Genomic DNA, 23,283 nt, shown 5'->3' with positions numbered 1-23,283 from the left:
ACATGACGACTGCTGTTCCTGACCCATCCGCCACCATCGCCGCGTCTGCGGCGCACGGCTCTTCCGCCCCCTACGATCCGAGCGCGAAGCAGAAGGCTCAGGCCAAGACCTCGCGGATCCCGATTAAGGTCGTGCCGATCGAAAAGCTGAAGAAGCCGGATTGGATCCGCGTGAAGACCGCGACCGGCAACTCCCGTTTTTACGAGATCAAGCAGATTCTGCGCGAGCACAACTTGCATACGGTTTGCGAGGAAGCGAGTTGCCCGAATATCGGCGAATGCTTCGGCAAGGGGACGGCGACGTTCATGATTATGGGCGACAAGTGCACGCGCCGTTGCCCGTTCTGCGACGTCGGGCACGGGCGACCGGATCCGCTGGACGCCGAAGAGCCGGTGAACTTGGCGCGTACCATCGCCGCGCTCAAGCTGCGCTACGTCGTGATCACGAGCGTGGACCGCGACGACTTGCGCGACGGCGGCGCCGGACACTTTGTCGAGTGTATCCGGCAGGTGCGGGAGCGATCGCCGCAAACCCAGATCGAGATCCTGACACCGGATTTCCGAGGCCGGTTGGACCGCGCGCTGGCCATTCTTAACGCCGCGCCGCCGGACGTGATGAACCACAATCTCGAAACAGTGCCGCGACTATACAAAGAAGCGCGTCCAGGCTCCGACTACGCACATTCATTGAAACTGTTGAAGGACTTCAAAGCGCTACATCCGGACGTCGCAACCAAGTCGGGGCTGATGGTCGGGCTCGGCGAAACCGAGGAGGAGATCCTGCAGGTCATGCGCGACTTGCGGGCGCACGATGTCGACATGCTGACGATCGGCCAGTACCTCCAACCCTCGGCGCACCATCTGCCGGTGCGTGCCTACGTGCATCCGGACACCTTCAAGATGTATGAGCGAGAAGCCTATGCGATGGGTTTCACGCACGCGGCCGTCGGCGCGATGGTGCGCTCCAGCTATCACGCGGACGTACAGGCGCAGGGCGCAGGCGTTGTCGCGAGCTGAGGAGGCGGGCGCCCGTAGCGGGCTAAAAGGGGCCGGGTGTGTCGTCTCAGGCAGCGCCAGTCGGTCTCGTCTGGTTGCCCACGCCGGCTTTGCTGTCTGATCTCACCAGCGTTGGTCAGTTCACTGAGTTGCCAGCGCTGGCCTATCATCAGGCTGCCAGTGCTTTTTCCAGCAACTGGTCAAGCTCTGCGAATTGCGGCGGACCCACATAACGTTTCAGGATCCGGCCGTCGCGGCCGATCACGAACGTGGTCGGTGTCAACTGGACGTTGCCAAACTGTTTGGCGGCGGAACCATCGTCCATCGCCACCTTGAACGGCAGTTGCCGCGTTTGCGCATAATTGGCCACGTACATCGGCGGATCATATTGCATCGCGACGGCAACGAATTCGAGACCCTTGTCCTTGAACCGGTTGTACGTGTCAACCATCTGCGGCATTTCCTTCACGCACGTGTCGCAGCTGGTTGCCCAGAAATTGACCAGATAGACCTTGCCCTTCAGGTCCGCAGTGCTCAGCTTCTGACCGGACAGCAGCGTGAAGCTTGCAACGGGTGCCTGCTTGTGCGTGTTAAAAGCGAGATACGCACCTACGGCGAGCGCAACGACAACGAGCGCGGCTGCAATCCATGAGCGGGACGGGCGGGAAGTGGCGGACTGGCGCATCGGCGTTTTTTCGGCTGACGCGACGCCGGTGGCGTCGCCGGATAGCATGACAACGATAGCTGACATTCTATCGCTGATTCGTGGTACCCGTGAGGCGGGCGTGCCCGCTGCGGCCTGATCGGCGCGTCGGCGATAATCGTGGTTTTTGCGCTATGCCGCGCCGATCTCCGGTCGTGGCCGTGCAATGGGGCGGATTTAATGTTAAATCGACGTTTTTGCTGGGTAATCTGGACTATTTTGTTGCTGATTACCGCTTGTTCGCCGCAATTCGACTGGCGCACAGTGCGCAACGACGAGGGCCGCTATACGGTGATGCTGCCGGCTAAGCCGTTGCTTGACGCGCGAGTGCTCACGATCGCCGGGCACGCGCTGAAGATGCAGATGCAAACGGCGACGGCCGGCGACGCGATGTTCGCCGTTGGCGTCGTGGCGCTTCCCGTCGATGATCCCACGCTTCGTGCGCAAGTGCTCACGTACCTGCAAAGCGGTCTGGCGCGCAACGTCGGGGCGCAGCCCGTGTTGCACGTGGTCCGAATTCCGGGCAGCCATGACGCTGGGGATGAATCGCGCATCGCGATGGATGTGGCCGGTCCGGTAGCCCATAGTCAAACCCAGAAGCAGCGCACGATCCACGCGCAGTTTATTGTGCGCGATCGGCGCGTGTACCAGGCGGCGGTCGTGTCTACGCGTGAGCCTGACCCGGTGCAACTGGAACAGTTCTTTGCGTCGTTGAAGGTGGATTGAGGCCCTGCTTTTTTCAATAGCCGGGAATCCTCGCGGTTGTGCTGCGCACCGCTGTTGATGTTTCAAACGAGCTATGGGCACTAACCATGCGATTTTTATTGAGTTTTCATACTGTCCACATGCCCTGTGGATAACTTTGTTGAAAAGTACCCAGGTCGCGGATCAGGAGCACGCTGCGACGCCGCCGTGTCGGGGTGGACGTGATTCTAGGCAGTGGATGCATTTCCTTTATTTTCATGGGTTTGCGATAAACCGTCGGAGATCTGCCGGATTCGGCCCAGAAGCGGCGCCGCTATCCAAACAGATGTGTATAAGCCAAGGCTTGTTTGCGCTCGGTGTTTCACTTTCGGGCTGAATTCCCGCATGTCGGCGCGCTCAGGGTGGGTTATGGCTCGCACGCGAGCGGCGTGTGGCTGTGAGTCGCGGGCAGGCTCAGACCGTGATCGACGCGCGCCGGTATTGCACCGCCTCGCCGACGTGAGCAGCGCGCACGTCATCGCTTAGATCAAGGTCGGCGATGGTGCGCGCAACGCGGCGCACCTTATCGAAGGCACGCCCCGACCACCCCAGGCGTTCGCCGCAGGTCTGCAGTAACGCTTCGCTGTGCGGATCGAGCGGACACCAGCGATTGAGGTCCTCGGTATTCAACGCGCAATTGGCCTTATGCTGGCGAGCTAATTGACGTTCGCGCGCGTGCCGCACACGCGCCGCGACCGCGTGGCTCGCTTCGCCGCGCGTGCCGGTGCGGCGGGCGAGTTCGGCGGCCGACAGCGAAGGCACGTCGATGACGATGTCGATCCGGTCAAGCAGTGGCCCGGACAGCCTGCCGACATAGCGGACGATCTGGTCGGGCGTGCACCGGCACCGTCCTAGCGGATCGCCACGCAAGCCGCAAGGGCACGGGTTCATCGCGGCAACCAGTTGACATGCGGCGGGAAAGTCGGTTTGTGCAGCAGCCCGAGAAATCGTGATCCTGCCTGTTTCGAGCGGCTCGCGAAGGGTCTCCAGCACCGCGCGGCTAAACTCGGGCAGTTCATCGAGGAACAGTACGCCCAGGTGCGCCAGCGTGATTTCGCCGGGCCGCGGCGGGTTGTAGCCGCCGACCAGCGCGGCGGCGCTCGCGCTGTGATGTGGCGCGCGAAATGGACGCCGCCCCCAGTCTGCCACCGTGAAGCCACGGCCGCTGGCGGACAGCAGCATCGCACAGGCCAGCGCGTCGTCGTCCGACATCGGCGGCAGTATGCCCGGCAGGCGTTGCGCCAGCATCGACTTGCCGGCGCCAGGCGGTCCCACCATCAGCATGTGATGCGAGCCGGCGGCGGCGATCTCCAGCGCCCGGCGCGCGGCAGGCTGGCCGATTACATCGGCCATATCTGGTGCGCGTTGCGCGGGCACGGCGGCGCCGCACGGCTGTGCGCGCTCGATGCGCGCCTCGGGCTCGCCCTTCAGATGCGCGACGAGCGCGGCCAAGTCGGCGGCCCCGAACACGGCCACGCCTGGCGCTAGCGCGGCTTCCGCCGCATTGTCCAACGGCACGTACAGTTCCGGGCACGCTGCGTCGGGGCCAGCCTGTCTCGCGGTGCCGCACGCCATCGCGAACGCGCCTCGGACCGGCCGCAGCGTGCCGCTGAGCGACAATTCGCCGGCGAACTCGCGGCCGGCCAGGGCATCACCCGGCAATTGCCCGCTCGCGGCCAGGATGCCCAGTGCAATCGGCAAATCGAAGCGCCCGGACTCCTTCGGCAAGTCCGCCGGGGCCAGGTTGACAGTGATTCGCCGCACGGGCACGTCAAAACCGCAATGGGTCAAGGCGGCCCGAACCCGCTCACGGCTCTCCCGCACTTCCAGGTCAGGCAGCCCGACAATCGCAAACGACGGCAGACCGTTCGCCAAATGGACTTCGACAGTGACTTCGGGCGCGAGCGCGTGCAACGGCGCGCGGCTGCGGACCACGGCTAGCGACATGGCTCTTCCTTGCGGCATGTCGCCGCCGATTGGGATGCCTGGGAGCTTGCGCGCCTACACGCTGTCTGCGCGCGCGGCCAGCTTCTGCTCTAGCTCGGCCACACGCCGCTCCAGTTCCTCGAGCCTGAGCCGGGTGCGGGCCAGCACCTGAGCCTGGGTGTCGAACTCCTCGCGCGTGACCAGGTCCAGCTTGGAGAAGCCTTGCGACAGCATCGCCTTGACGTTGCGCTCGACATCCTTCGCCGGCGAGTTTTTCAGCATTTCGCTGAAGCGGGCCTGCAAGTCGTTGAACATGTCGTTTGGCTGTTTCATCGTCATTCCTCAATCTAAAATGTTGCACAAAGCCTGTGCTTTAACCTGGCTGCCGCCATCGCGGCGCGATGCACGGCGCGCATGGTCGCACGAATGCGCGGTTTGGGTGCGAAACTGGCCAGGCGCCTGTTTTTGGTGCAGTTCACCGCGGGCGATTTGGGGGACGCCAGCCGATCGCGCAGCCGATGGAAAGACTCTAGCACGTCCGCCACGCCGCGCTGCCAAGGTAAGTGTGGCGTTGGCCATCCGGTCGAGTCTCGCTTGGCGCCGTGTTCGTGACGTGCCACGTTGACACGCTCAGGTCGCTTACGGCCCGCGGGCGCAGCATGCGGCATGATAATTGCTTTACCTCGCCCCAGCGCAAGAAGCCAACCGCTGAGAGGATTCCATGAAACTTATTACCGCAATCATCAAGCCGTTCAAGCTGGATGAAGCTCGTGAGGCACTGTCGGCAATCGGTGTCTCGGGTATCACGGTGACCGAAATCAAGGGCTTTGGCCGCCAAAAGGGGCATACCGAGTTGTATCGCGGCGCCGAGTATGTCGTTGACTTTCTGCCTAAAGTCAAGATCGAAGTCGCCGTGGCCGACGACGTTGTCGAGCAGGCGATCGAGGCGATCGAGCGTGCGGCGCGTACCGGCAAGATTGGCGACGGCAAGATTTTTGTCATGCCGCTCGAGCAGGTGATCCGCATCCGTACCGGGGAGACGGGCGCCGACGCGCTTTGACGCACGATACCGGGGCCGCGCAGCGCCTGCAAGCGAATGCGAACTCAGGGCCAGGAACAAGAGGGGGCACTATGCGTAAGACTTTAAGAATGTTTCTGATGGTCGTGTCGCTGTTGGCGGCCGGCATCGGGCGCTGGGCGCCGGCGTTGGCCGACGACGCGTCGGGTGCTGTTGCGGCGTCCGTGCCCGCGTCTAGCGCAACGAATACGGCCCATGCTGCCAGCGCGGCACCGGTCTTTGCCGCCGTGGCGTCCGCTGTCGAAGCGTCGGGCGCGGCGCCAGCCATTGGCGTCAGTGCCAAACAAGCGGCCAGCGCGCCCGCCGCGCCGACGGCACCGGTGGTTCTTGACGCATCGAAGATCAACTCCGGCGACACCGCATGGATGCTGACCTCCACGGCGCTCGTGCTATTCATGACGATCCCAGGGCTCGCATTGTTCTATGGCGGCATGGTGCGCAAGAAGAACGTACTCGCGACCCTGATGCAGAGCTTTGCGATCACCTGTGTGGTGACAATCATTTGGGTGGTGCTTGGCTACAGCCTGGCCTTCACGCCTGGTAACGCGTTCATCGGCGGGTTCTCACGCGTGCTGCTGTCGGGCATGAGCTTCATCAAGGGGGATAAGGGCGTCATGCTGACGGTGAGCCACTTGGCCGTGACGATCCCCGAATCGGTCTACATGACTTACCAGATGACTTTCGCGATCATCACGCCGGCATTGATTTGTGGCGCATTCGCCGACCGGATGAAATTTTCGGCAATGCTAATGTTCATGGCCCTGTGGTCGCTTATGGTGTACTCGCCGATCGCGCATATGGTGTGGGAGCCGACCGGCTGGCTGTCCGCGGCAGGCATCCTTGACTTTGCCGGCGGCACGGTCGTGCATATCAACGCGGGGATAGCCGGGTTGGTCTGCGCGCTGGTGTTGGGCAAGCGCGTCGGCTACGGCCGCGAGGCGATGGCGCCGCACAATCTGGTGCTGACGCTGGTTGGTGCGGCAATGTTGTGGGTGGGCTGGTTTGGCTTCAACGCGGGCTCGGCGCTCGCCGCCGACGGCCGCGCCGGTTTCGCGATGGTGACCACGCAGGTCGCCACGGCGGCCGCGGCGCTCGCGTGGATGTTTGCGGAATGGATCGGCAAAGGCAAGCCGTCCGTGCTGGGCATTGCTTCCGGGGCGGTGGCAGGTCTGGTCGCGGTGACACCCGCATCCGGCTTCGTCGGCGTATCGGGCGCGCTGAGCATCGGCATCGTGGCCGGCGTGCTGTGTTTTCTGTCGGCGACGTGGCTCAAGAATAAGCTTGGCTATGACGATTCGCTCGACGCATTCGGCGTACACGGTATCGGCGGAATCATCGGCGCGATTCTCACCGGCGTGTTCGCGCTCAAGGATATCGGCGGCGCCGACGGCAGTGTGATCCTGCAACTCAAGGGCGTGGCCACCACGCTGATCTACAGCGGCCTCGTGTCGTTCATTCTGCTCAAGATCATCGACGCGGTCATCGGCCTGCGCGTGAGCGAAGAGGAAGAACGCGAGGGGCTGGATGTGGCGCTCCACGGCGAGCACGTCGAATGAACCTGCGACGTGCCGGCGAGCAGAGGGCATGGGCGGTGTGCGGCGATGCTGACGCGCACCTTGCAACATGACAAAACACCCCCAACTAAACAGTACAACCTTTTACAATCGCTTTTTTGAGCCTGTAAGCCGCCAGTTTCCATGGTTCCGCACCTTGTCACCGCGCTCAATGGTCCGTTGCTCGACCTGGAGCGGCGGATTCTAGACGCCACGCCCGCGATCGAGCGCTGGTTCCGCCTCGAATGGCAGGAGCACACGCCACCATTCTATTGCTCGGTGGACCTGCGCAATGCCGGCTTTAAGCTCGCGCCGGTGGATACAAACCTATTTCCGGGCGGTTTTAACAACCTACCCCTTGAAGTGCTGCCGCTTGCTGTGCAAGCTGCCATGGCGGCCATCGAGAAGATCTGCCCGGATGCGAAAAACCTGCTGCTGATCCCGGAGCGCCATACGCGCAACGCGTTCTACCTGGACAACCTGGCACGGCTTGCCACGATCATGCGCCAAGCGGGGCTGAACGTGCGGCTGGGCACGCTGGATGAAACTGTCACCGAGCCTGTCGCGCTGCCGCTGCCCGACGGCCAGGGCCTGGTAGTTGAGCCGCTGGAGCGCTCGGCGCGCCGTCTTGGACTGAAGAACTTCGATCCCTGCTCGATCTTGTTGAACAATGACCTGTCGGCTGGTGTTCCGCCTGTGCTGGAGAACCTGCACGAGCAGTTTCTGTTGCCACCGTTGCATGCCGGATGGGCGGTGCGGCGCAAATCGAACCACTTCAGCTGCTACGACGAGGTAGCCAAGAAGTTTTCTAAGTTCATCGGCGTCGACCTGTGGATGCTCAATCCCTACTTCACGCGTGTCTCGGATATCGATTTCACCGAGCGCTCGCATGAAGAGGCGCTGGCCGACGCGGTTGACGCGGTGCTGAAGAAGGTGGCGAAGAAGTACCGCGAGTACGGGATCGAGGATCGGCCGTATGTGGTGATCAAGGCCGATGCCGGCACCTATGGGATGGGTGTGATGACCGTGCACGACGCATCGGAGCTTGCCGGGCTGAACAAGCGCGAGCGCAACCGAATGGCGGTCGTCAAGGAAGGGCTGCAGGTGCACGACGTCATTGTTCAGGAAGGCGTGCAGACGTTCGAGCACGTCAACGAAGCGGTGGCCGAGCCGGTCGTCTACATGATCGACCGCTACGTGGTTGGCGGCTTTTACCGCGTCCATGCGAATCGTGCGCCGAATCAGAATCTAAACGCGCCGGGCATGCACTTCGTGCCGCTGGCCTTCGAGCATACGGCGCTGCCGGATGTGCATGCCAAGCCTGGCGCCGCGCCGCCGAACCGCTTCTACATGTACGGCGTGGTTGCACGGCTGGCACTGCTGGCTGCATCGGTCGAATTGGAGAAGACCGACCCTGAGGCGATCCTGGTGTGACTTGTTGGCGCACGCGGGTAGGCGCTGCGCGATAATGCACGCTGGATAGCCGCTCTGTGCCGGAACAACCCATGGACATTCTCTTTATTGCCGACCCGCTGCCGCAGTTCAAGATTTATAAGGACACGACGTACGCGATGATGGCCGAAGCCGCGCGCCGCGGCCATGTGCTTTATGCGTGCGAGCCGCGGCACCTCGCGTATGCGGGTGGCGGCGTCGAGGCCACGGTACGGCGTTTCTCGATCGTTGGCGATTACACGAATCCGGGCCAATGGTACGACGCGGAACTCGCGGAGAATCGCGGCCTGGGTACGTTCGGTGCGGTGCTGATGCGCAAGGACCCACCGTTCGATATGGAGTATGTGACATCGACTTGGCTGCTGGAGATCGCCGAGCGGCACGGCGCGCGCATCTTCAACAAGCCGCGCGCGATTCGCGACCACTCCGAGAAGATGGCGATTGGCGAGTTCGCGCGCTTCACCGCGCCCACACTGGTCACGCGCGACGCGGCACGGCTGCGGGCATTCCACGGCGAGCACCACGACGTGATCTTCAAGCCGTTGGATGGCATGGGTGGGCTGGGCGTGTTCCGGATACGCGAGGACGGCATGAACCTCGGCTCGACGATCGAGATGCTCAGCGACAATGGCGCGCGCACCGTGATGGCGCAGCGGTATATCCCGCAGATCAAGGACGGCGACAAGCGGATCTTGCTGATCGGCGGGGAGCCGGTGCCTTATTCGCTGGCGCGGATCCCGCAAGGCACCGAGATCCGCGGCAACTTGGCCGCTGGTGGGGTAGGCCGCGCCCAGCCGCTGGCGCCACGTGACCGCGAGATTGCCGCCGCGCTCGGCCCGGTGCTGGCCGAGCGCGGCCTGCTGCTGGTCGGCTTAGATGCGATCGGCGATTGGCTCACGGAGGTTAACGTGACGAGCCCGACATGTTTTCGCGAGATCACCGAGCAAACGGGGTTCGATGTCGCGGCGATGTTCGTCAACGCGCTGGAGCGCGCGGTTGGCTGACACGGGCTCGGGATGATCTGCGCCAGCCTGATACACTATTAAAGTTCATGGCGATTTGGACGCAGGCTGACATGGCTGGCATCTTAATCATTGCCCACGCGCCATTGGCATCGGCGTTGCGGGATTGTGTCGCGCATTTCTATGGCAGTCTGCCGCCGCGCATCGACGTGCTGGACGTGACACCGGACTGCGATCCGGTCGCGGTGCTAGCCGACGCGCACGTGCAACTGCAGCAGGTGACCGAGCACAATGGTGCACTGGTATTGACTGACATGTTCGGGGCGACACCGGCCAACATTGCGGCCCAGCTAGCGGCATTGCCGCATGTGCGGGTGGTGGCGGGTGTCAATCTGCCGATGTTGGCGCGCGCAGTGTGCTATCGGACGCTACCGATCGATACGTTGGCGGATAAAGCGCTGCAAGGCGGTGCGAAGGGCATCCACGGCGTCGTGCCGGGCACGCCTGCCACAGCAGCGTGCCTGCCGTGCGCCGAAATGGCATCGGCCGCCCACGGGGCCGCGTTGCCGCCGTGCAGCGCTGATCTGCCCGCGGATCCCGCGACGAGTGTGCCGTGCGGCCCGACGGGCTGAGCGGCCGGTGCGCTGCACCGAGCCTGCGCCTGCTCGACGCGGGCTCTTCATCGTTTCAATTCCAACCAAAACATGATTCAAAGAGAAGCAACGATTGTCAATAAATTAGGGCTCCATGCACGGGCGTCGGCCAAGCTGACGCAACTGGCTGGCAGCTTTCGGTGCGAGATTTGGATGGCGCGCAACGGCCGACGGATCAATGCAAAGAGCATCATGGGGGTGATGATGCTCGCGGCGGGGATCGGCAGCACGATCACCATCGAGACCGAGGGTCCCGACGAGCAGGCGGCGATGGATGCGATCCTCGCGCTGATCGCGGACAAGTTCGGCGAAGGTCAGTAACACCAAACAATTGGCGCTGCGGCCAAGCAGTGCCGACGCATGTCGCGATTCTGCGCTGCGACATCGAGACGCATTGCTCGATGCTGCATTGCGGGCTGCGGCCAAACAGGACAGAACCTATAATGGGTGCGCCGGTCTGAGTCTGCGTCAGACATTTGCCGGGCAGGCGTGATGGCGCCCAGCGCAAGCTTGCCACGCGCGTCCGATGCTTCCCCATTGCCCAAGCACAACTAGAGGAGGTGCGCGTGTCGTTCACGCTGCATGGAATCCCTGTATCTCGAGGCATCGCGATTGGCCGCGCGTATCTGATTGCGCCTGCCGCGCTGGACGTTGCCCATTATCTAGTCGAGCCCGACCATGTCGAGGCCGAGGTGGCCCGCTTCGTCGCGGCGCAGCAGGCTGTGCACGATGAGCTCGATACGTTGCGTGCCGAGCTGCCGGCGGATGCGCCCAGCGAGATGGGCGCATTCCTCAACGTCCACACGCTGATTTTGCACGACGAGATGCTGGTCGAGGCGGTAATCGAATTGATCCGCGTGCGGCGCTACAACGCCGAATGGGCGCTCACCGAGCAACTGGAGCGCCTGGCCAAGCACTTTGATGATATCGATGATGAGTACCTGCGTGAGCGCAAGGCGGACCTGGAGCAGGTCGTCGAGCGCGTGCTCAAGGCGTTGGCCGGATCACCGGCGGCCGCCGTGGCGGCCAACGGCGCGCGGCGTGGCACCGATGAGATGATTGTGGTCGCGCACGATATCGCGCCGGCTGACATGCTGCAATTCAAGACGCAGACGTTTCACGGGTTTGTCACGGACCTGGGCGGGCGCACGTCGCATACGGCGATCGTCGCGCGCAGCCTGGGGATCCCGGCGGCGGTAGGCATGCAGCAGGCTAGCTCGCTGATCCGGCAGGACGACATGATCATCGTCGACGGCGACCGTGGCGTGGTGATCGTCGACCCAGCGCCGATCGTGTTGGAGGAGTATGCGTATCGACAAAGCGAAAAGCTGCTTGAGCAACGCAAGCTGCAGCGACTGAAGTTTTCACCGACGCAGACCGTGTGCGGCACGAAGATCGATTTGCTGGCGAATATCGAATTGCCGGACGATGCACGCGCCGCGCTGGACGCCGGCGCAGTCGGCGTCGGGCTGTTCCGCACTGAATTCTTGTTCATGAACCCGCGTGGCGCGTTGCCGGAAGAGGAGCAGCAATTCGACGCGTATCGACGCGTCGTGCAGACGATGAACGGCTTGCCGGTGACGATCCGCACGATCGATGTGGGCGCCGACAAACCGCTCGATTCGCGCGACGAGTTCGAGACGGCGTCCAACCCGGCGCTCGGGTTGCGTGCGATCCGCTGGAGCCTGTCTGAGCCGCAGATGTTTCTTACGCAGCTGCGGGCCATCCTGCGTGCCTCGGCGTTCGGGCCCGTGAAGATTCTCGTGCCGATGCTCGCCCATGCGCGCGAGATCGACCAGATGCTGGACCTGATCGCGCAGGCCAAGCACCAGCTCGACGATGCGGGCCTAGCATACGATCCGAACGTGCGGATCGGCGCGATGATCGAGATCCCGGCGGCCGTGATCGCGCTGCCTCTGTTTCTGAAGCGCCTCGACTTCTTGTCGATTGGCACCAACGACCTGATTCAATACACGTTGGCGATTGATCGCGCGGACAACGCGGTCGCGCATTTGTATGATCCGCTGCATCCCGCAGTACTGCAACTGATCGGCATGACACTGCGCGAAGCCAGGCGGGCCGGCGTGCCGGTGTCGGTGTGCGGGGAAATGGCCGGTGATCCGGCGCTCACGCGGCTGCTGCTCGGGATGGGGCTAACTGAGTTCTCGATGCATCCGAGCCAGTTGCTGCTGGTCAAGCAGGAGGTGCTGCGTGCACAGTTGAAGAGTCTGGAAAAGCCGGTCGAGGACGTCCTGGCGTCATACGAGCCGGAGGAGATCCAGGCAGCGCTTGACCGGTTGCTGCAGGCGTAGCGCGGTGGCGCGCTACGGCACGGCGTCAGTGTCGCGATGCGGCGCGCCGCAAACCAAGCAATCGGCTTGGCGGCCGATACGCATCGTCTGCCAGTCCATCGTCATCGCGTCGAGCATCATCAGCCGCCCCGCCAGCGTGCGCCCGATTCCGGCGATTACGCGCAGCGCCTCGGCCGCTTGCATCGCGCCGATGATGCCCACCAATGGGGAGAACACGCCCATCGTCGAGCACGCGACTTCATCGAACGGCTGGTCTGGCGCGAACACGCACGCATAGCAGGGTGAGGCCGGATCGCGCGCATCGAATGTACTGATCTGCCCGTCAAAGCGCAATGCCGCACCGGATACCAGCGGCACGCGATGCCGGACGCATGCGCGGTTCACCGCATGACGGGTCGCGAAATTGTCGCTGCAATCGAGCACGACGTCGGCGTGCTGCACCCATTGTTGCAGCAGCGCCTCGTCCGCGCGCGCGTGGATCGCGTTCACGCGTACGTCGGGATTGAGGCGGGCGAGCGTTGCACGTGCCGACGCGACCTTGGCCTGTCCGATAGTGTCGCTCGAATGCAGAATTTGTCGCTGCAGGTTGGTCAGATCGACGGTGTCGGCATCGACCAGCGTCAGCGTGCCGACGCCCGCTGCACCGAGGTACATCGCGGCCGGCGAACCGAGGCCGCCGGCCCCGATAATCAACACGTGCGCGTCCAGAAAGCGCTGCTGTGCCTCAATACCGATTTCGTCGAGCAGGATGTGGCGCGAATAGCGCAGCAATTGGTCGTCGTTCATTGCAGCATTTGTCGGAGTTGACGCGCGGCGTGTCGGCGACATCACCGCCGACACGCCGCCGGCGCGCGCGATGCCGGCCGACAACGCGCGCTCGGTGCCTAGCGTGGCGCGCACGGGCCGGCGGGTGCCAATGCCGGGGCCTTGTCGGTACCCGGCACCGCGGGTAGCGCGGGCTTCACCGCGATCGGCGCGGACGCGGAGCGGGGCGGCTTGTTCTCGGCCATCTTGCGCTCCGTCAGTGACTGGGAGACTTGCACCGGTTCCCCCTTGAGTTGATGCATCGCCTGCTGCAGCATGAAGTCCTCGCTGCTGCCAAATTCGATCGGTGGACGGCTGCGCTCCTTCTCGCGCTGTTCCTGCGTCTTCTTCGAATTCTGCTCCTCGAGCTGACGCAATTGGTTGAGCCGGTTCTGCTCGCGCTTTTCCTGCTCGGCCTTCTCGTTCGGGTCTTGCGTATTGGCCAGGTGATTCGAATAATCGACCTCGCGCGTGACCAGGGCATCGTCCGGATCACCGTCTGCGAACTGGTCCACCGGAATGTCGGGACGGATACCCTTATTCTGGATCGAACGGCCGCTCGGCGTGTAGTAGTACGCGGTCGTCAGGCGCAGGGCGGTGTCAGCGGTCATTGGACGCACCGTCTGCACTGACCCCTTGCCGAACGTGGTCTTGCCCATGATCAGCGCGCGATGCTGGTCCTGCAGTGCGCCGGAGACAATTTCGGAGGCCGACGCCGAGTACGCGTTGACCAGTACCACCATCGGCACCGTCTTGTAGATCGCGGGCAGGTTCTTTAGCGGGTCGCTGTCGAAGGTCGACAACCGATAGTTGTCGAACGTGTCGCGATAGGTCTGCTTGGCATCGGCGATCTGGCCATTGGTTGACACGACCACTGAATCTGGCGGCAGGAACGCGCCGGCCACGCCGACCGCGCTTTGCAGTAGGCCACCCCCATTGTTACGCAAGTCTAGGACCAGGCCCTTGAGTTGCGGTTGCTGGCGTGCGATATCGGTGAGCTTAGCCGCCAAGTCCGGCACCGTGCGCTCCTGGAAGCTTGTGATCCGCACCCACGCATAGCCTGGCTGCACCATCTTTGCCTTCACGCTCTGGACTTTGATTACCGCGCGGGTGACGGTGACCGGGAACGTGCGCTCGTCGCTCTTGCGATAGATGGTCAATGTGACTTTGGTCCCCGGCTCGCCGCGCATCTGCTTGACCGCCCGGTCCAGCGTCATGCCGCGCACCGGCTTGTCGTTGACCCGCGTAATCAGGTCGCCCGGGCGGATGCCGGCGCGAAACGCCGGCGTATCCTCAATCGGCGAGATGACCTTTACCAGGCCGTCCTCTTGCGAGATTTCGATGCCTAGCCCCGCGAAGCGCCCCTTGGTCTGTTCCTGCAGCTCTTGGTAATCAGTCTTGTCCAGGTACGATGAGTGCGGATCCAGGCTCGACACCATGCCTTTGATCGCCGCGGTCAACAGCTTCTTGTCGTCAACCGACTCGACGTACTCGTGCTTAATCTGGCCGAATACCTCGGCGAACAGCCGCAACTGGTCTAGCGGCAGTGGCGCGGTCGTGCTGGTCGCGGCGGACGCCGAGAATTGGAGCGTGGCAAACATGCCGGTCGCGAGGCCGGCGGCAATCAGACCTGCGTTCTTCAGAGTCTTGCGCATAAAGTGAACAGTGGCGGTGGCGTGTTATGGCGCGCGGCGGCGCCCGGCGGGCGCGCTAATCGGAGAGCAAGTATAACCGCCCTTGGACAGGCCACTGGCGGCACGGTTCGGAAAATTAGGCAGCCTTACCCTGGTTCGCGACCGCGGCCTGAGCGTTGGCGATCGCCTCTGCGTCACCTAGATAATAGTGCTTGATGGGTTTGAGCGCTTCGTCCAGCTCGTAGACGAGCGGCACACCGTTCGGGATATTCAGCCCGACGATATCGATGTCCGAGATGTCGTCCAGGTATTTGACCAGCGCGCGGATCGAGTTGCCATGCGCGGCGATCAGCACGTTGCGGCCCGACTTGATGGCTGGCGCGATCGATTCGTTCCAGATCGGCAGCACGCGTGCGACCGTGTCCTTTAGGCACTCCGTGAGTGGCAGCAACTCGCGCGCCACCTTGGCGTAGCGCGGGTCATCGTACGACGTGCGCGGATCGGACGGCTCGAGCGCCGGCGGTGGCGTATCGTAGCTGCGCCGCCATATCAGCACCTGTTCGTCACCGTACTGGGCTGCCGTTTCAGCCTTGTTCAGCCCGGACAGCGCGCCGTAGTGCCGCTCGTTCAGGCGCCATGAGTGCACGACGGGGATATACATTAGATCCATTTCATCCTGCACGTGCCACAGCGTGCGGATGGCGCGCTTGAGCATGGACGTATACGCGATGTCGAACGTATAGCCGGCCTGCTTGAGCAGCACGCCGGCTTGCCGCGCTTCGGCCGCGCCTTTGTCGGTGAGGTCGACATCGACCCAGCCAGTAAAGCGGTTTTCCTTGTTCCACGTCGATTCGCCGTGGCGGATGAGGACGAGCTTGTACATGTCAATGTAAACGGTAGTCAGGAAGCGGTAAGCCGCCGGCGCACGCCGATCCAACGGCGCACGTCAGTGCATCGGACGGATATTTTATAATGCTGAATTGTCTACTTTGTGCGAATTCCATCCGTGAAGTTTTTCACCGAGCCAGCCAACCTTGTATTGATCGCCATCGCCCTCATCTCCGGGGGGCTGCTGCTATGGCCGGTCATCACGCGGCGCGACCGCGGCCTGTCCGCCGCGGATGCCACGCAACTGATCAACCGCCGCAATGCGGTCGTCATCGACTTGCGCGGCGCCGATGAATTTGCGCAGGGCCATCTGCCGCAGGCGCGTCATCTGCCGTTTGACGAGTTGAAGAGTAAAGTGGCACAGGTGGCCAAGAACAAGAGCACGCCAGTGCTGCTAGTCTGCCAAAATGGCGGGCATTCAGCCAGGGCGCAGAATGTGCTGAAGGAGGCCGGCTACGCGCACGTGTTCACGTTGCAAGGCGGTGTCAACGCGTGGCGGCAGTCCGGCATGCCGGTCGTCAAGCAAGGAGCGGCGAAATGAGCAAGGTGGTCATGTACAGCACGCAGGTCTGTCCGTATTGCCAGATGGCCGAGCGTCTGTTGAGGTCCCGCGGCGTCGAGCACATCGAGAAAGTGCTGATCGATCGTGATCCTGAGCGTCGAGCGGAAATGATGGAGCGCACCGGCCGGCGTACAGTGCCGCAAGTCTTCATCGGCCAGACCCACGTCGGCGGCTACGATGACCTGTCCGCGCTCGACCGTGCCGGCGGGCTGATGCCGCTGCTCGAGGCAGTCTGACACCTGTCTGACCACGAGGCCTTTGCCGACGCCTTGCGGCGACGGCAGGCTAGTATACGCGCGCGCCCCGTTCGCTGGGCCGCGCCATTCGGGCGACGTGCGGCGGCTCGATGCCGTGCGCACCTGCCCCTTTCACCGAAGGAAAGTTCATGTCTGACCCGCAGAACAACCAGCCGTTCTTCAACATCCAGCGCATTTATTTGAAGGATTTGTCGCTCGAGCAGCCGAATTCGCCGGCAATCTTCCTGGAGCAGGAGATGCCCGGTGTTGAAGTCGAAGTCGACGTCAAGGCAGAGCGGCTGGCTGACGGTGTGTTCGAGGTGATCGTGACGGGCACCGTGACGGCGAAGGTCGCCACCAAGGTCGCCTTCCTGATCGAGGCCAAGCAAGCCGGTATCTTTGACATACGCAACATTCCGAACGAACAGATCGATCCGCTGATCGGCATCGCATGCCCGACGATTATTTTTCCGTATCTGCGCTCAAACATCGCCGATGCCATTACCCGTGCCGGCTTCCCGCCAATCCATCTGGCTGAAATCAACTTTCAGGCGCTGTACGAGCAGCGCCTGGCGCAGGCCAATGGCCAGCCAGGCAACGGCGCGGCCAACGAAGGCGCCACGACTACACACTGATGCGGTGCAGATGATCGACGCACGGCCGATCGCCGGGGAACCGAGTCTCTGGACGGACTGCAACGATGTGGCTGCTGCGAGGTGCTGGCAATGAAAGTTGCCGTACTCGGCGCCGGTGCGTGGGGCACCGCGCTGGCCAGTCACCTCGCGCAGCGTCATGACACGCTGTTGTGGGCGCGCGATCCAGCCCTCGTGGCTGACCTTGCCGCCGCGCGCGAGAATCGCCGCTACCTACCAGGCATCGCGTTGGACCCCGCGCTGGGCTACGAGTCCGACCTGGGCGTCGCGCTACGGCATGCGCTTGCCCACGATGCGCTGTGCGTGCTGGGTACGCCGGTCGCGGGACTAGCCGCCATCTGCATTGCGATGCGCGAGGCAGGCCACGTACCGGCACACCTTGTTTGGTTGTGTAAGGGTTTCGATGGGGACACGATGCATCTGCCGCATCAACTTGTTGTCGATGTGCTAGGCGCGCACCCAAGTTACGGCGCGTTGTCCGGCCCAAGCTTCGCGCAAGAAGTGGCCCAGGGCCTGCCCGTCGCGCTGACTATCGCCAGCGCGAGCGCCGAATGCCAGCAGCGCACCGTCGATGCATTCCATCATGGCTCGATGCGTGTCTATATTGGAGATGATGTCGTCGGCGTCGAGGTAGGCGGCGCGGTGAAGAACGTGCTGGCGATCGCCACCGGCATTGCCGACGGGCTCGGGCTCGGCCTGAACGCGCGTGCTGCGTTGATCACGCGCGGACTGGCGGAAATGACGCGATTCGGCGTCGCGCTCGGTGGACGGTACGATACCTTTACCGGTCTGACCGGGCTGGGTGATCTGATCTTGACCGCGACCGGTGATCTGTCGCGCAACCGCACTGTGGGTTTCCAATTGGCGGCTGGACGCACGCTGGGCGAGATCCTAGCCGCGTTGGGGCATGTCGCCGAAGGGGTGCGATGCGCGCGCGCGGTATTGGCCATCGCGCGGCAGCATGGGATCGAGATGCCGATTACCGAAGCCGTCTGCGGCGTGCTGTTTGACGGCGTGGCGCCTCGCGCCGCGGTCGACGCGCTGTTGCGGCGAGAGGTGAAGAGCGAGACGAGCTGAACGGCGGTGGTCAAGGTGTTCGCTTGCCGGCACGGCATGCTGGAGGCCAGCATGCCGTCAGCACAATCGCCGATCGGCGGTGGCGTGTGCCAAGCACGGCAAGCTGACATGACGACGCTGATGGTTGACGCGCTCGCCAACGCGGCCACTACGCTGCTGTTGTCCCCATGCCATCGCATCGCGTTTCCAACAGTCAATTGTGGAGCCTACCTAATCCGTTGCGGGGTCTACCATTTCCGCCGCTGCGGGCCGTAGAGAGTGCCGTATCGACCGTAATCGACCCGCTGCGCGACGTTCCGGCACTCGCGTACTCGATTTGCGCGTCCTTTGACTTTTGCGTCCTTTGACGCGGCCATGCTGCGGCTTGACGAAGCGTCACTCGCGCTTTACCGGCGTATGCGGCGTGCCATGCATTCATGGACTACGAGGTTCTAGGCGAGCAGCCGGGACAACGACGCGGACCATCGTGCCGTTCAGACGCCACCCTCGAAGCCATGCTGCCGCCACGCCTCGAACACCACAACGGCCACCGTATTGGACAGGTTCAAGCTGCGGTTGCCTGCACGCATCGGCAGGCGTACACGCTGGTCGGTGGCAAAGTGCTGTAGCACTGTGTCGCACAGGCCTCGCGTTTCGGCGCCGAAGACAAACCAATCGCCGGGTTGGAACGCGCGGCCTCCAAACATCGACGAGCCACGCGTCGTGAAGGCGAACATTCGGGTCGGGTCGGGCCGCTGCGTGGCGAGCAGTGCGCTCCAATCCCGGTGCACGCGCATCTGCGCGTATTCGTGATAATCAAGGCCCGCGCGGCGCATCCTCGCGTCGTCCAGTGGAAAGCCCAGCGGCTCGACCAAGTGCAGCGTGGCGCCAGTATTCGCGCATAGGCGAATGATGTTGCCGGTGTTCGGCGGAATCTCGGGTTCGACTAGAACGACGTTGAACATGGAATGGGTCAATGAGGTGGCTGGCGTGGGCGTCGATGGACGAGCGTCGGTCGTGGTGGTGGCCGCCTGGGGTCGATTACGCGCGCGGTGTGCGTAGCGCGACGAAATTGGTGACGCGTCGTGCGCCGGCATCCTTGAGCATTCGCGCGAGCGTATCGAGTGTTGTGCCGGATGTCATCACGTCGTCGACGATGCCCACGTGCTGGCCGCGGACCGTCTTGCGCAGCGCGAACGCGCCAGCCAGGTTCGCGTGCCGGGCGGTTGCGCCGAGCAGCGCTTGTTGCCCGGTGTCGCGCACACGTACGACGGCGCGCGGATCGGCGCGCACGCCAAGGCGCCGGGCGAGTGCGCGTGCGATCACCCAAGCCTGGTTGTAGCCGCGCGATGCGAGCCTCGACGCTGAAAGTGGCACGGCAATCAACGCGTCGGGCAACTCGGGCAGGTCTTGCGACGCGAGTGCCAGCCGGCGCGCGAAATCGCGTCCAAGCTCGATACGAGAGCGAAATTTCAAGTCGGCCACTAACTGGTCAAGCGGCGGCGCATAGTTGGCAAGCGTCACGGTGGCGTCGAACGCCGGTCGTGTCTGGACGCAAAACGAGCAATGCGTTGCAACGTGGCGTGGCAGTGGCAGTGGCAGTGGCAGTGGCAGTGGCAGCGCACAGCGCGGGCAGCGCAGCCGTGCTTCATTCCAATAAATTGCATCGCAAGCGTCGCACAGTACATCATGCGACAAATTGCCACAGAGTGCGCACTGCGTCGGCAATGCATGGCGCCAAGCGCTGTGGCATAAGCTGCGCAGCTTGGCTACCCAGCGGCGCTGCCCGCGGCCGGTGTGCGCCGCGCCGGGAGCATGGCTTGGGTGGACGAGGCGCACCGTCGCCGCGGCGGGCCACGCGTGGCCGCGCCGTTGGTCACGGCTGTGATCGTTGACGGATGTACGGTCGCGGGCCGGCGTGGGCAATGGGGTAGACTGCTTCATCAGAAACGGAAACGGATACTGGCTCAGGGCGGTCGAACGAGTATACTGCGGCCCTTCCCGCAAGCCTATGCTCATGCCAACCGACCACGACCGTCCGGCGGACCAAGACACTGATGCGGATGCGCAGCGCGCTTCCGGGTTGCGCCAGCTCAGGCAGATCTTCGATCGTCGTGCCGCGCAATTTCACGACGTGGCGTTCTTGCCGCGCGAGATCGCGCAGCGCATGCATGAGCGATTGCAGTACATCAAGCTGCAGCCGGCGCGGGTGCTCGACGCGGGGTGCGGCGCGGGCGAGGACATCGATGCGCTGCGCGCGCGCTTCACGCAGGCCAGCGTCTATGGCACAGACCTATCACGCGCGATGCTCGGCGCCGCGCACGCGCCGGGTGGCGGTGGCGCCCACGCGGTGTCCGGGCAGGCTGCCCCAGCGGGTGGCTGGCGTCGCCTGCTGCCGGCCGCACTGCGCCATCTCGCATCGCGCCCCATCCCACCGCGCGACCGGGTGCAGGCCGATTTTGGCGCGCTACCGTTTGCGTCGGAGTGCTTTGACTTGCTATGGTCAAATTTGGCGCTGCAGTGGCATGCGCGTCCGGACCGGGTGTTTCCCGAGTGGCAGCGGGTACTGAAAACTGGCGGGCTGCTGATGTTCTCCACGCTTGGTCCTGATACGCTGCGCGAGCTGCGTGGTGCGTGGGCGGCCGCAGATGGCGGCGCGGCGCAGCACGTGCTCGACTTTGTCGATATGCATGACTGCGGCGACATGCTGGTTGCCAGCGGCTTTGAGATTCCAGTGATGGACATGGAGACGCTTACAATCACGTACGCGTCCCCGCAATCGCTGCTGGCCGACGTGCACCGCTGGGGCGCAATGCCGCCGCAAGCTGTGCGGCGTGGCGACGCGCGCGCCGATGTGTCGCGCGGCCTGATTTCGCGCGGCACGTATCATCGCCTGCTCGACGCGCTGGAAGCGCAACGGCAGCCCGACGGCACGATACCGCTCACCTTTGAGGTGGTCTACGGTCATGCGTGGAAGGCCATGGCTCGCGTGACGCCTGAAGGGCATGGCATCGTGCGCCTCGACGAGATCGGCCATATGTCGCGCGGTGCGCGCAGGGCATCTTTCTGATGCATCGGCATGCGCGCGTGGGCGGCGGGACCGGTACTTCGTTATCCCGGAAATCGCTGCTTAAAATGACTGTCGCAAACTGCGTCAAAATGGCGCAGAGGCTTATCGGACAAAGGTTCGAGCCGGTTTGGCGTTGCTTGTGGATGACCATGAACCCGCCTATAATGCGTCAGTTTGTCGCTTGGGGGTCCGCACTATGGGGGCGATGGGCACGTAGCACGAGGAGTGGCGATGGAGGCAATCACATGGCCAACCGATTCCGGTCCGGTGTTGAAGGACTGGATGCAGCGGCGCAACTGTTCGGCGTCTCCGCGTCAGTTCGTTTGCTTCTACTTGCTGCTCGCGCTGGTATCGTGCTCGATTGGACTGGCCGTCGCGCTCAGCGGCGCGTGGCTGGTGCTGCCTTTTACGGGCATCGAACTCCTCGCGGTAGGCGTCGCGTTCATCATTTACGCGCGCCATGCGGTCGATTACGAATACATCCGTCTGTGCCCGGACCATCTTTTGATCCGACGGGTGAGCGCCGGCAGCGTCACGCAGTTCGAGTTCAACCCGTGCTGGGTCCGGATCGAGCCGGGGCGCGAGCCGCGCCAATGCGTGACCGTGGCATCGGGTCGGGTGGCGGTATCGGTTGGGCGGCATCTTGCGTTCGACCGTCGCGCCGAGTTTGCGCGCGAATTGCGCGCGTGGCTCAAGCAATGTGCGTCGTGCGGACACCAGAGCAGTAGGGCGGAAGGCGAGTCTGAATAGTAATTTTGGGTAAGGAAGCTATGAAAACAATCAAGCGAGCCTTCGCGGGCATGCTTGCCGCGAGTACGTGGCTCGTCGCAGGCACGGCCCAGGCGATCAATGACGCACCGGGTGGCCCGGCGGTCAATCAACTGAATTTCCAGCCGCCCGTCACCAAGATCGCCGAGGAGCTTTACGGCTTGCATACGATGATGCTGATCATCTGTGCGGTGATCTTTGTCGGCGTGTTTGGCGTGATGTGCTATTCGATCATCGTGCATCGCAAATCGAAAGGCTTCAAACCCGCTCACTTTCACGAAAGCACCACCGTCGAAATCATTTGGACCGTCGTGCCGTTCTTGATCGTCGTGTTGATGGCACTGCCTGCGACGAAGGCGGTTGTCGCGATGAAAGACACCTCTAACGCGGACTTGACGATCAAGGTCACCGGCTACCAATGGAAATGGGGCTATGACTATGTGAAGGGGCCGGGTGAGGGCATTAGCTTTCTGTCGACGCTGACGACGCCACGCTCGATGATCAACGGCAAGGAGCCGATTTCTGATACCTATCTGCAGGAAGTCGATCATCCGCTCGTGGTGCCGGTGGGCCAGAAAATCCGAATCATCACGACTGCCGCAGATGTCGTGCACTCGTGGTACGTGCCCGCGTTCGGTGTCAAGCAAGACGCGATTCCCGGCTTTACGCGCGAAACGTGGTTCAAGGCCGAAAAGGTCGGAACGTACCGGGGTTTCTGCACCGAGCTGTGCGGTAAAGAGCACGCGTACATGCCGGTGGTTGTCGAAGTTAAGAGCGCAGACGACTATGCGAAATGGGTCGCTGATGAGCAAAAGAAAATGAGCGCGTCAGCCAATGAGCCGAACAAAATGTACACGATGGATGAACTGAAGGAGCAAGGCGCAAAAGTGTATGCGGCTAACTGCGCAGTTTGCCATCAACCGACCGGCAAGGGCACGGGACCGTTCCCGGCGCTTGACGGCAGCGCGGTCGTCAAAGGCCCGATTGCCGGACACTTGAACCTCGTGCTGAACGGGAGGGGACAAATGCCGGCATGGGGCCCGACGTTAAGCGATGTAGAAATTGCGTCAGTCATCACGTTTGTAAGCAATACGTGGGACAACCATGACGGTGTGGTATTACAACCCCGGCAGGTCGCAGACGCGCGCAACGGCAAGATGCCTGCCGTCGCGGTAGCTGGCAATGGCGCCTGATGTCCCGTATGCAACCGTTGATTCGGCCCCGGAATTTGTTT

24 protein-coding genes and 1 pseudogene are annotated in these 23,283 nt (G+C 63.1%); 17 read left to right on the top strand and 8 right to left on the bottom strand.

The window, feature by feature from the left end; genetic code table 11:
• Positions 1 to 2: 2 nt before the first annotated feature.
• On the top strand, positions 3 to 1,016 hold the full coding sequence (gene lipA, locus IHE30_RS01495) for a lipoyl synthase (RefSeq protein ID WP_337688241.1): 1,014 nt from the start codon (positions 3 to 5) through the stop codon (positions 1,014 to 1,016).
• 148 nt (positions 1,017 to 1,164) lie between these two features.
• Here lipA and IHE30_RS01490 read toward each other — a convergent pair whose 3' ends face one another.
• Positions 1,165 to 1,680 carry a TlpA disulfide reductase family protein gene (locus IHE30_RS01490; protein WP_337688393.1) on the bottom strand — a complete coding sequence of 172 codons (516 nt, stop codon included), beginning with the start codon at positions 1,678 to 1,680 and terminating at the stop codon, positions 1,165 to 1,167.
• A 240-nt stretch (positions 1,681 to 1,920) separates the two neighbouring features.
• Here IHE30_RS01490 and IHE30_RS01485 point away from each other — a divergent pair, with 240 nt between their 5' ends.
• Positions 1,921 to 2,424 carry a hypothetical protein gene (locus IHE30_RS01485; RefSeq protein ID WP_337688240.1) on the top strand — a complete coding sequence of 168 codons (504 nt, stop codon included), beginning with the start codon at positions 1,921 to 1,923 and terminating at the stop codon, positions 2,422 to 2,424.
• A gap of 432 nt (positions 2,425 to 2,856) precedes the next feature.
• Here IHE30_RS01485 and IHE30_RS01480 read toward each other — a convergent pair whose 3' ends face one another.
• A complete protein-coding gene (locus IHE30_RS01480) occupies positions 2,857 to 4,389 on the bottom strand; it encodes a YifB family Mg chelatase-like AAA ATPase (protein ID WP_337688238.1) in 1,533 nt (510 codons plus the stop codon).
• Positions 4,390 to 4,443: 54 nt separating this feature from the next.
• On the bottom strand, positions 4,444 to 4,701 hold the full coding sequence (locus IHE30_RS01475; RefSeq protein WP_337688236.1) for an accessory factor UbiK family protein: 258 nt from the start codon (positions 4,699 to 4,701) through the stop codon (positions 4,444 to 4,446).
• Positions 4,702 to 5,089: 388 nt separating this feature from the next.
• Between IHE30_RS01475 and glnK the strand changes: the two genes are divergently transcribed.
• The 7 genes from glnK (at position 5,090) to ptsP (ending at position 12,378) form a co-directional block, all read left to right on the top strand.
• Complete coding sequence (glnK, locus tag IHE30_RS01470; RefSeq protein WP_337688234.1) at positions 5,090 to 5,428, top strand: P-II family nitrogen regulator; 339 nt, start codon at positions 5,090 to 5,092, stop codon at positions 5,426 to 5,428.
• A gap of 71 nt (positions 5,429 to 5,499) precedes the next feature.
• Positions 5,500 to 7,002 (top strand): ammonium transporter, encoded by a 1,503-nt coding sequence (locus IHE30_RS01465; RefSeq protein ID WP_337688232.1) that lies wholly within the window; start codon positions 5,500 to 5,502, stop codon positions 7,000 to 7,002.
• A gap of 141 nt (positions 7,003 to 7,143) precedes the next feature.
• On the top strand, positions 7,144 to 8,433 hold the full coding sequence (gene gshA, locus IHE30_RS01460; RefSeq protein WP_337688231.1) for a glutamate--cysteine ligase: 1,290 nt from the start codon (positions 7,144 to 7,146) through the stop codon (positions 8,431 to 8,433).
• A gap of 71 nt (positions 8,434 to 8,504) precedes the next feature.
• A complete protein-coding gene (gshB, locus tag IHE30_RS01455) occupies positions 8,505 to 9,455 on the top strand; it encodes a glutathione synthase (protein WP_337688228.1) in 951 nt (316 codons plus the stop codon).
• Positions 9,456 to 9,526: 71 nt separating this feature from the next.
• The gene (locus IHE30_RS01450) at positions 9,527 to 10,045 is read left to right on the top strand and encodes a PTS sugar transporter subunit IIA (protein ID WP_337688226.1); all 519 of its coding nucleotides are present in this window, start codon (positions 9,527 to 9,529) and stop codon (positions 10,043 to 10,045) included.
• 72 nt (positions 10,046 to 10,117) lie between these two features.
• Positions 10,118 to 10,387: an HPr family phosphocarrier protein gene (locus IHE30_RS01445; RefSeq protein WP_337688224.1), complete on the top strand. Its 270-nt coding sequence runs from the start codon at positions 10,118 to 10,120 to the stop codon at positions 10,385 to 10,387.
• 245 nt (positions 10,388 to 10,632) lie between these two features.
• Positions 10,633 to 12,378 (top strand): phosphoenolpyruvate--protein phosphotransferase, encoded by a 1,746-nt coding sequence (gene ptsP, locus IHE30_RS01440; protein ID WP_337688223.1) that lies wholly within the window; start codon positions 10,633 to 10,635, stop codon positions 12,376 to 12,378.
• Positions 12,379 to 12,390: 12 nt separating this feature from the next.
• On the opposite strand, the gene IHE30_RS01435 is transcribed toward ptsP, so the two are convergent.
• The 3 genes from IHE30_RS01435 to gpmA all read right to left on the bottom strand — a co-directional run bounded on the left by IHE30_RS01435 (position 12,391) and on the right by gpmA (position 15,699).
• Entirely contained in the window at positions 12,391 to 13,164 is a 774-nt protein-coding gene (locus tag IHE30_RS01435; RefSeq protein ID WP_337688221.1) for a HesA/MoeB/ThiF family protein, read from the bottom strand.
• Positions 13,165 to 13,262: 98 nt separating this feature from the next.
• A complete protein-coding gene (locus tag IHE30_RS01430; RefSeq protein ID WP_337688219.1) occupies positions 13,263 to 14,837 on the bottom strand; it encodes a S41 family peptidase in 1,575 nt (524 codons plus the stop codon).
• Between the two features lie 115 nt (positions 14,838 to 14,952).
• Positions 14,953 to 15,699 carry a 2,3-diphosphoglycerate-dependent phosphoglycerate mutase gene (gene gpmA / locus IHE30_RS01425; RefSeq protein WP_337688217.1) on the bottom strand — a complete coding sequence of 249 codons (747 nt, stop codon included), beginning with the start codon at positions 15,697 to 15,699 and terminating at the stop codon, positions 14,953 to 14,955.
• A 123-nt stretch (positions 15,700 to 15,822) separates the two neighbouring features.
• Between gpmA and IHE30_RS01420 the strand changes: the two genes are divergently transcribed.
• The 5 genes from IHE30_RS01420 to IHE30_RS01400 all read left to right on the top strand — a co-directional run bounded on the left by IHE30_RS01420 (position 15,823) and on the right by IHE30_RS01400 (position 18,487).
• The gene (locus IHE30_RS01420; RefSeq protein ID WP_337688215.1) at positions 15,823 to 16,245 is read left to right on the top strand and encodes a rhodanese-like domain-containing protein; all 423 of its coding nucleotides are present in this window, start codon (positions 15,823 to 15,825) and stop codon (positions 16,243 to 16,245) included.
• On the top strand, positions 16,242 to 16,502 hold the full coding sequence (gene grxC / locus IHE30_RS01415) for a glutaredoxin 3 (protein ID WP_337688214.1): 261 nt from the start codon (positions 16,242 to 16,244) through the stop codon (positions 16,500 to 16,502). Before IHE30_RS01420 ends, grxC begins: the two co-directional genes overlap by 4 nt.
• 149 nt (positions 16,503 to 16,651) lie before the next feature.
• Entirely contained in the window at positions 16,652 to 17,137 is a 486-nt protein-coding gene (gene secB, locus IHE30_RS01410; RefSeq protein ID WP_337688213.1) for a protein-export chaperone SecB, read from the top strand.
• A 90-nt stretch (positions 17,138 to 17,227) separates the two neighbouring features.
• Positions 17,228 to 18,232, top strand: a complete 1,005-nt coding sequence (locus IHE30_RS01405; protein ID WP_337688211.1) for an NAD(P)H-dependent glycerol-3-phosphate dehydrogenase — start codon at positions 17,228 to 17,230, stop codon at positions 18,230 to 18,232.
• A 51-nt stretch (positions 18,233 to 18,283) separates the two neighbouring features.
• Entirely contained in the window at positions 18,284 to 18,487 is a 204-nt protein-coding gene (locus tag IHE30_RS01400) for a hypothetical protein (protein WP_337688209.1), read from the top strand.
• 218 nt (positions 18,488 to 18,705) lie between these two features.
• Here IHE30_RS01400 and trmL read toward each other — a convergent pair whose 3' ends face one another.
• On the bottom strand, positions 18,706 to 19,176 hold the full coding sequence (gene trmL, locus IHE30_RS01395; RefSeq protein ID WP_337688208.1) for a tRNA (uridine(34)/cytosine(34)/5-carboxymethylaminomethyluridine(34)-2'-O)-methyltransferase TrmL: 471 nt from the start codon (positions 19,174 to 19,176) through the stop codon (positions 18,706 to 18,708).
• Positions 19,177 to 19,252: 76 nt separating this feature from the next.
• A complete protein-coding gene (locus IHE30_RS01390; RefSeq protein ID WP_443193567.1) occupies positions 19,253 to 20,155 on the bottom strand; it encodes a ComF family protein in 903 nt (300 codons plus the stop codon).
• Positions 20,156 to 20,228: 73 nt separating this feature from the next.
• On the opposite strand from IHE30_RS01390, the gene IHE30_RS01385 reads away from it, so the two are divergent.
• The 3 genes and pseudogenes from IHE30_RS01385 to coxB form a co-directional block, all read left to right on the top strand.
• Positions 20,229 to 21,281: a methyltransferase domain-containing protein gene (locus IHE30_RS01385; RefSeq protein ID WP_337688205.1), complete on the top strand. Its 1,053-nt coding sequence runs from the start codon at positions 20,229 to 20,231 to the stop codon at positions 21,279 to 21,281.
• A 231-nt stretch (positions 21,282 to 21,512) separates the two neighbouring features.
• Positions 21,513 to 22,031, top strand: a complete 519-nt coding sequence (locus IHE30_RS01380; RefSeq protein WP_337688203.1) for a DUF2244 domain-containing protein — start codon at positions 21,513 to 21,515, stop codon at positions 22,029 to 22,031.
• A pseudogene (gene coxB, locus IHE30_RS01375) lies at positions 22,028 to 23,236 on the top strand (cytochrome c oxidase subunit II); the annotation flags it as partial. The gene IHE30_RS01380 and the pseudogene coxB, both read left to right, overlap by 4 nt.
• Between the last annotated feature and the right edge of the window lie 47 nt (positions 23,237 to 23,283).

Origin of the sequence: Mycetohabitans sp. B46, from assembly GCF_037389205.1 — a bacterium.
In the GTDB taxonomy this organism is placed as follows: Bacteria; Pseudomonadota; Gammaproteobacteria; order Burkholderiales; family Burkholderiaceae; genus Mycetohabitans.
The sequence above is the reverse complement of the archived record's forward strand: the minus strand, read 5'-3'. Positions and strand labels throughout refer to the sequence as shown.